This window comes from Bacillus sp. B2-WWTP-C-10-Post-4 (assembly GCF_009183805.1).
Taxonomy (GTDB): Bacteria; Bacillota; Bacilli; order Bacillales; family Bacillaceae_G; genus Bacillus_A; species Bacillus_A cereus.
Genome location: NZ_WEII01000154.1, coordinates 1 through 7,199 on the forward strand (window position 1 = coordinate 1; position 7,199 = coordinate 7,199).

The following is a 7,199-nucleotide window of genomic DNA, read 5'->3' on the forward strand; positions in this document are numbered from 1 at the left end:
CTCAAATTTATACTATAAAATCATTTTAATATGAAAAATTGGAATGAAAAGAAAGGAGAGGAATATGAATAAAGATGTCGCTTTGAAATGATTATTATCATTTCATTAGGAGTTGATGTAAAAAGATGAAGAGATACGAGGAATTGGATTCTATAAGAGGGATTTCTTCATTAATAGTAATGATCGGTCATCATTTAATGATTTTTTCAGCATTTCAAAATTACAGCTATGAAGATAATAAACCATTTGTTGTGTATCTATTAAAAGAAACGCCTGCTCGTCTTATTTTTAGTAGTGGTAACGAATCTGTTATTATCTTTTTTGTTTTGAGCGGATTTGTTTTGTATGAATCTATTCAAAAAACCTATAGTAGCTATGGGTCATACCTTTTAAAACGTATATGCAGAATATATATTCCTTATATTGTGGCAATAATTATAGCTATTATATGCCAAGCTACAATTAGTGAATATGGTATTTCTTATTTAAGTGAATGGTTTAATCGCTCATGGACGATTGAAAGTTCTCCAAGCTTAATAGCGCAACATATTTTATTGGTTGGGAAATATAATACAGATGCATATAACGGTGTGATTTGGTCACTTGTCCATGAAATGCGAATATCAATAATTTTTCCGTTAATTTTGATGATTTGTTTACGAAAAACGTTAAGGTGTTCATTACTATTATTGTTTAGTTTTAGTATATGTTCTGTCGTAATATTATTTTTGTTTCGCTCGGGCTTAACATTAACAAGCTATGCATTAACGTTGCATTATACGGTGCTGTTTTTACTCGGAGCACTAGTTGCGAAGTATAAAAATAATTTAATAGTTTTTTATAGTAATTGTACTAAAAATACGAAAATTGCATGGTTTTTATTTGCGATTTTACTTTTTATGTATGAAGGACTTATTGGAGAAATTAAAGTACTCAATAATTTTATATTTCGAGACTACGTAGTGGCGATAAGTGCAAGTCTATTTGTCATATTAAGTTTGTCAATATCAACTTTGTCATCCTTGCTACGCAATAAATACTTGTTATATTTGGGGAAGATTTCTTACAGTCTTTATTTATACCATATTATATCGTTGTTTTCCCTTATATACATGCTCCATGAAATATTACCGTTGCCTATTATTTTAATTTTTTCACTTATATTTTCGTTTATATTTGCAATACTTTCGTATATATATGTAGAAAAATTTGCATTCAGAGTCGGAAAGTATGTAACAAAACAAGTGGATAGAAAGAAGAGAGGGGTATCTGTAAAGAGTGACTTGCAGGATGTTATTCAGAAAAGGGCGGTGAAATAATTGAAGCAAGAAATGAGTATAAAAGATTTTCAACAATTATTGAAAAGAAGATTCGTAACGATTATTTTAACGATGTGTTGTTTAACCGCTTCTTTAGTTCTTATCTCTATGTATGTTTTAAAGCCGTCATATCAATATTCAACGCAAATTCTTGTTGGGAATTTAGATGAGTTTAATAAGGAAAATTCAACAAATAAAACACAAGAAAATAAGCAACTAGTAACATCGTATGTTGATATTTTAAAAAGCCCATTAATTATTTCAACAGTCAAAAAAACTTTGAAATTAGAGCAATCAAGTTATGAATTAGCACAAAAAATCTCGGTAGTGAATACGGACAACTCACAAATTGTAACTGTTACAGTAAAAGATTCCAATCCGAAAGTCGTGAAAGACATTGTAAAGACATTGGCAGAGCAATCACAAAAAAGTTTTCAACAGTACACAAATGTACAAGGTGTGAAAGTGTTGACGGATCCTGAGTTACAGGAACAGGCTGAAAAATTGTTTCCGAAATTTCAACTGATCATTCCTATTTCTTTAATTGTTAGTTTTTTTGTTGGGATAGGTTTAGCTGTATTTCGAGATTATTTTGATGAACGTATATACACGGAACAAGATTTAGAGAAAATAACAACAGTCTCTGTTATTGGTCACATAAATATGAAACCGAATAGAAAACAGAAATCTACAGAGGTTGATAAACAATCATCTATATATCGAGGTGAACATGTCGATGTTTAGGACAAAGAAACAGCTGCCATTCGATTTGCATGATGATCTGATGAAAGAGCAGTTTTATACGGTGTATCACGAGTTGAGAAAATCTGGAAAACAACTGTTCACAGTTAGTTCAACGAAGGACAGAGGTGTTGTTGCCTCGCTTATAGTAAATATGGGTCTAGTGTTTGCTGAAATGAAGAAAAAGGTGTTACTTATTGATGTGAATTTTTCTGACCCAAAATTACATGTATTATTACAAAGTGATCACATGATAACAGTAAACGATATAATAAGCTCTTCCCCCTGTAATTATGAATCTTTTTCTAGTAATTTGTCTAAATACTTATATTGTATTCCTGCAAAAAAAACAGTACACACAGGGACGCCCTTAGTTGCTATGGATGAATTTGATAATGCGATTGCTAAGTGGAAAGAAGATTTTGATTACATTTTCTTTTATTCTTCTGAAGTATTTGAGCTTCCTGCTACGCACATTATTGCAGGGAAATGCGATGGAGTGGTTTTAGCAGTTAAAAAGCGAAAAGATTCACTACGTACAGTGCAAAAAGTAATAGCGGATATAAATAGGAAAGAATGTGAAGTAATAGGTATAATTTTATATTCTTGAATGTGGGGGTAACGATCCATGATTCGTGAAACAAATCAAGCCAAGTTGTATACGATTCCGGCTCAAGAAAAGCCTAGCATATTGAATCGAAGTGTAAAACGCTTGTTTGATATTATATTTTCAATCATATTGTTACTATTAACAATACCAATTATGTTGTTCTTTTGTATTATGATTACTTTAGAAACATCAGGGGCTCCAATATATTTTCAAGAACGTTTAGGTATAAACGGGAAGAAGTTTAATGTATTTAAATTAAGGTCGATGGTAAAGGATGCTGAAATGAACGGACCACAATGGGCAACAGAACATGATCAAAGAATTACAAAAGTTGGATTGTTTATAAGAAAAACGAGAATTGATGAATTACCGCAACTTTTAAACATTTTAAGAGGAGATATGTCTTTTGTAGGCCCTAGACCAGAGAGAGAGTTTTTTTATAATGAGTTTGATGCGTATATTCCAGAATTTAAGGAACGTTTAATAGTAAAACCAGGATTAACAGGATGGGCACAAATAAATGGAGGGTATAATCTTGATCCAAAGGAAAAGTTGAGGCTGGACATGGAGTATATTGAAATGAAAACATTTCGGATGGACATCCGTATTTTATGTAAAACCGTTTTAATTGTATTGAACGGTAATGGTGCAAGATAAATATATATGTAAATAAACAACATATGTAAGTAGGTTACTTGCAAAGGAGAACTTGTATGGGTAGATCTATTCTAAACAATATTATCCATCTATTTTATAGTACGATTTTAGCTAACCTTCTTCAGGCCGTCAGTTTAATTGTTTTAGCAAACTTTTTTAACGCACAACATTATGGGATGTTTAGTGTTGCCATAGCAGTGACGTTTGTTATGTTATTCTTTACAGACTTAGGACTTAGTAATACGTTTCTTCGAGAAGGGGCAAAGGATGGAGCAGATTTAGAGCAGATTTTATCATCGTATATAAAAATAAGGATGATTCTACTTATTTTTATTTCTATCATCGGTTATATTGCTATTCATTATATGTATGCGGATAAAAATTTAATTTATATGATGATAAACGTAATGTTTTTCATGTTAATAGGATTAACTTGGCAAAACATAGGGATTGCCTATTTTCAACTGACGGAACGTATGAAGTATATAGCGCTCATAAAAGTTGTATCAGCATCAGTTGTCATTATAATTACATGTTTTTGTATTTTCGGAGAGTTACCGGTGTATGTAACGGCTCGCTTATATGCTTTTGGGTATATGATCGGCGGTTTATTCAGTATATATATCATGAGAAGAAAGACGAAAATGAATATGAAAGTCGTAATTCATAAAGCGTTATTTTGGCAATTAACTCCCTTTATTATAAGCGGTTTTTTAATAATGAGTACGCCACAATTAGCGCCTATCTTGCTTAACTATACATTGCCATTAAGTATAGTAGGTGTTTTTGCAGTGGCGTACCGGATGCCGGCAGCTTTATATCAAGTACCAGGGGTAATTGCAGGTGCATTTTTTCCAGTGCTTTTTAAGCATTATAACCAGAATAATATAGAAGAGCATACGAAATTAAATTTGCTTCAAATTAAATCAATGGCGATTGTAGGAATATGTATGACAATCGGTTTATATCATTTAGCACCATACTTTATTTCTATATTTTTTCATGAAGAATGGAGCGATGCAGTAGAACCACTCCAAATATTATCATTTCTTATTGTGCTACAAAGTTTAAATATTGCCATTGCTGACGGTTTAACGACGAGTGGATGTCAAAATAAGAGGACTGTTGTGCAGTGTGTAGCATTGGTGATAGGTGGGGTTATGCTTTATAGCTTTAGTAGTATTGGTGGAGTGATAGGAGCGGCATACGCTATGGTTTTATTTGAAATCGTCGCTTTAGTGGGATACATAGCGGTAAGTGTAGTGAAGAAAAAAATTGTATTCCAAATTGTAATACCGTATACAATTTATTTTGGTGTAACCTTTATTGGAGTGCAATATATATTGCATACATATCATTTAATTGCGCTTGTTCTTAATATATTAATCGTAGTAGCTGCCATATTCCTATATGATTATGAGCTGAAAAAACTTCTTCTTTCTTTTATAAGAAAAATACGCAAAAAGGATTATATTACGAAACAGGGGATATAGCCTATGGAAAATAATATGAAAGTATCGATGGGATGGATTATTCTTCTAATATTATTTGTTATGTTAAGTAAATACAATTTATATATTGGATTTTCATTGAAGATATATATGATTTTTTTAGTCATATATTTTTGTTTAACAATTAAAAAATTTCATATTCAAAAGTTATATTTTCATGAAGTTGTATTTTTACTGTTTTATTTCATTTATTGTTTAAGTGGAATTCTTTCTATGTATTTAAATGCTAGTATTCGTATGATTTTTGGCGTGCTACTCGTTTTAGGATGCTATTTTATAATGAGGAATTTATTGGGGAATACTGAAATAGTGGTACTTGAATCATCTATTGCTTATGTAGGAGTAGTATTTAATGTTGTAAGTCTAATACTATATATAATTGGTTTACAATACTTTAGTTTATACGGTGGAGAAGAGAGAGAAATTTTTGCTGGGTTATTAGTGGATAGAGGATATCCACGATTAATTGGATTGCTAGATGATCCTAACATTTTTATTTTTTATAATACAATATTTTTTATGTACTATATGACGAATTTACAAAATATTACTAACATCTTAGGATTGATTTTATGTGTTACGACAAGTCTATTAACCTTTTCAAGGGGCGGTATATTAGCGCTTGTACTTGTCGTTTTTGTATATATATGTATGTCTAGTTTCGCCAAAAAAATAAAAATAATTATGAGTTTAGTATTGTTTAGTGTAGTTATTTTTAGTTTATCGAATAGTGTAATGGGGGGCCAATTAGATGATATATTAAATAAACGAATTTCTGATTTTTCCCATGATAATGGAAGTGGTAGATTTACATTATGGGAAGCTGCTTTTAAATATTATTTATCCAATCCATATATTGGAATCGGCGCTTTTAACTTTTCGAATTATTATGAGTATCAATTTAATGAAAAATTATATGTACACAATACATTTTTAGAAATTTTGTCTGAATCGGGTACAATTGGTTTTCTTCTATATAGCGCGTTTTTATTCATATTAATGTTCAAGCTAGCGCAGCATACTTTGTTTCGTGAAAAACCATATCTTCTATTGACTATGATTGCATTTTTATTTCAGATGATGTCATTGTCACTCATTATTAACGAAGCGTTCTTTTTATTTTTAGCAGTTGTTGTGAAGTATATTTCAATATATGAAGGAAGGGGAAAGATAGATGGTAAAATGTCTATCAGCACATAACGAGCCGCCTTATGTTTCTGTAATAACACCTTCTTATAATAGTATACGATTTATAGGTGAGACAATTTCATCTGTACAGAATCAATCGTATGAAAACTGGGAAATGATTATCGTTGATGACGGTTCAACCGACCAATCTGCCGCAAAAATTAAAGAGATAATAGAAGGAGACTCACGAATTAGGTTATTATCATTAAAAGAAAATGTTGGTGCTGCTAAAGCTCGGAATTTAGCGATCCAAGAGGCAAGAGGAAGGTACATTGCCTTTTTAGATAGTGATGATATATGGTTGCCACATAAATTGAAGACACAATTGTTATTTATGGAAGAAATGAATATAGCTTTTTCATATGCGTCGTATAGTTTAATTGATGAAAATGGTAATGAATTAAATCGTGAAGTGAGTGTACCAAAATCTGTTGACTATCATTATTTAGTAGGAAATACAATTATCGGGTGTTTAACAGTGATGATTGATCGTGAAAAAATTCCGTATGTCGAAATGCCTAGTATACAGCCGGAGGATACAGCGTTATGGCTGAACTTATTACATGAAGGGTATGAAGCAAAAGGGATACAGCAAGTGTTAGCAAAATATAGAATTGTTACAAATTCTGTTTCGAGAAATAAAATTAGAGCAGCTTTTCGGTATTGGAAATTGTTAAGGGAACAAGAACGACTGAATTCGGTGCAAATTTTTTACTATTTTAGTAAGTATGCTTATCATGCTTATAAAAAAAATAAAATCAATGTAGTTGGGAAGACGCAATTATGAATATACTGTTGATGACAGATAAATTGATAACTGGCGGAGCCGAAAGCTATTTCTGTAAATTGGAAAGTAATTTGCGTTATGATGATTTTAAGATTTATACAGCTGCAGGTGATGGAGAACTATATGAATCTCTTACTAGAAAAGAAAATTTTATATTACTTAGTCGATGGAATCATTTGAGAAATATTTATTATTTACGAAACGAAATTTGTAAACGAAAGATAGAACTTATTCATGCAAATAGTTTGCGAATGGTATTATATGCTTTTCTAATTCAAAAGTTTATTAAAAAAAAGATAAAAATTGTTTATACGAAACACAATGTAACGATATTAGAAAAGAAAATGCCAACGCTTTTTCGGTATTTCATGAATAAATATGTGAAC

The 7,199-nt window shown here is 31.0% G+C and carries 8 protein-coding genes; all 8 read left to right on the forward strand.

What is annotated here, in order from left to right:
* Window positions 1–125 precede the first annotated feature (125 nt).
* Window positions 126–1,319: an acyltransferase family protein gene (locus GBN78_RS27470; RefSeq protein ID WP_025967084.1), complete on the forward strand. Its 1,194-nt coding sequence runs from the start codon at window positions 126–128 to the stop codon at window positions 1,317–1,319.
* Window positions 1,320–2,063 (forward strand): YveK family protein, encoded by a 744-nt coding sequence (locus GBN78_RS27475; protein ID WP_000807059.1) that lies wholly within the window; start codon window positions 1,320–1,322, stop codon window positions 2,061–2,063. It abuts the gene before it with no gap.
* The gene (locus GBN78_RS27480) at window positions 2,050–2,670 is read left to right on the forward strand and encodes a CpsD/CapB family tyrosine-protein kinase (RefSeq protein ID WP_025967085.1); all 621 of its coding nucleotides are present in this window, start codon (window positions 2,050–2,052) and stop codon (window positions 2,668–2,670) included. The genes GBN78_RS27475 and GBN78_RS27480 overlap by 14 nt, the downstream gene beginning before the upstream one ends.
* Before the next feature lie 18 nt (window positions 2,671–2,688).
* Window positions 2,689–3,327 carry a sugar transferase gene (locus GBN78_RS27485; protein ID WP_000617652.1) on the forward strand — a complete coding sequence of 213 codons (639 nt, stop codon included), beginning with the start codon at window positions 2,689–2,691 and terminating at the stop codon, window positions 3,325–3,327.
* A 56-nt stretch (window positions 3,328–3,383) separates the two neighbouring features.
* Window positions 3,384–4,820 carry an oligosaccharide flippase family protein gene (locus GBN78_RS27490; RefSeq protein ID WP_025967086.1) on the forward strand — a complete coding sequence of 479 codons (1,437 nt, stop codon included), beginning with the start codon at window positions 3,384–3,386 and terminating at the stop codon, window positions 4,818–4,820.
* Window positions 4,821–4,823: 3 nt separating this feature from the next.
* Window positions 4,824–6,038 carry an O-antigen ligase family protein gene (locus GBN78_RS27495; protein WP_152127916.1) on the forward strand — a complete coding sequence of 405 codons (1,215 nt, stop codon included), beginning with the start codon at window positions 4,824–4,826 and terminating at the stop codon, window positions 6,036–6,038.
* Window positions 6,013–6,813, forward strand: coding sequence for a glycosyltransferase family 2 protein (locus GBN78_RS27500; protein ID WP_000237686.1), 801 nt, complete (start codon window positions 6,013–6,015; stop codon window positions 6,811–6,813). The genes GBN78_RS27495 and GBN78_RS27500 overlap by 26 nt, the downstream gene beginning before the upstream one ends.
* Window positions 6,810–7,199 (forward strand): glycosyltransferase (locus GBN78_RS27505; RefSeq protein WP_152127917.1); only part of this gene is annotated, 390 nt, incomplete at its 3' end. The genes GBN78_RS27500 and GBN78_RS27505, both read left to right, overlap by 4 nt.

Excerpts from the sequence above, each read along its gene's own strand:
- GBN78_RS27470 (WP_025967084.1), top strand. The coding sequence starts at position 126 with ATGAAGAGATACGAGGAATTGGATTCTATAAGAGGGATTTCTTCATTA.
- GBN78_RS27480 (WP_025967085.1), top strand. The coding sequence starts at position 2,050 with ATGTCGATGTTTAGGACAAAGAAACAGCTGCCATTCGATTTGCATGAT.
- GBN78_RS27485 (WP_000617652.1), top strand. The coding sequence starts at position 2,689 with ATGATTCGTGAAACAAATCAAGCCAAGTTGTATACGATTCCGGCTCAA.
- GBN78_RS27490 (WP_025967086.1), top strand. The coding sequence starts at position 3,384 with ATGGGTAGATCTATTCTAAACAATATTATCCATCTATTTTATAGTACG.
- GBN78_RS27495 (WP_152127916.1), top strand. The coding sequence starts at position 4,824 with ATGGAAAATAATATGAAAGTATCGATGGGATGGATTATTCTTCTAATA.
- GBN78_RS27500 (WP_000237686.1), top strand. The coding sequence starts at position 6,013 with ATGGTAAAATGTCTATCAGCACATAACGAGCCGCCTTATGTTTCTGTA.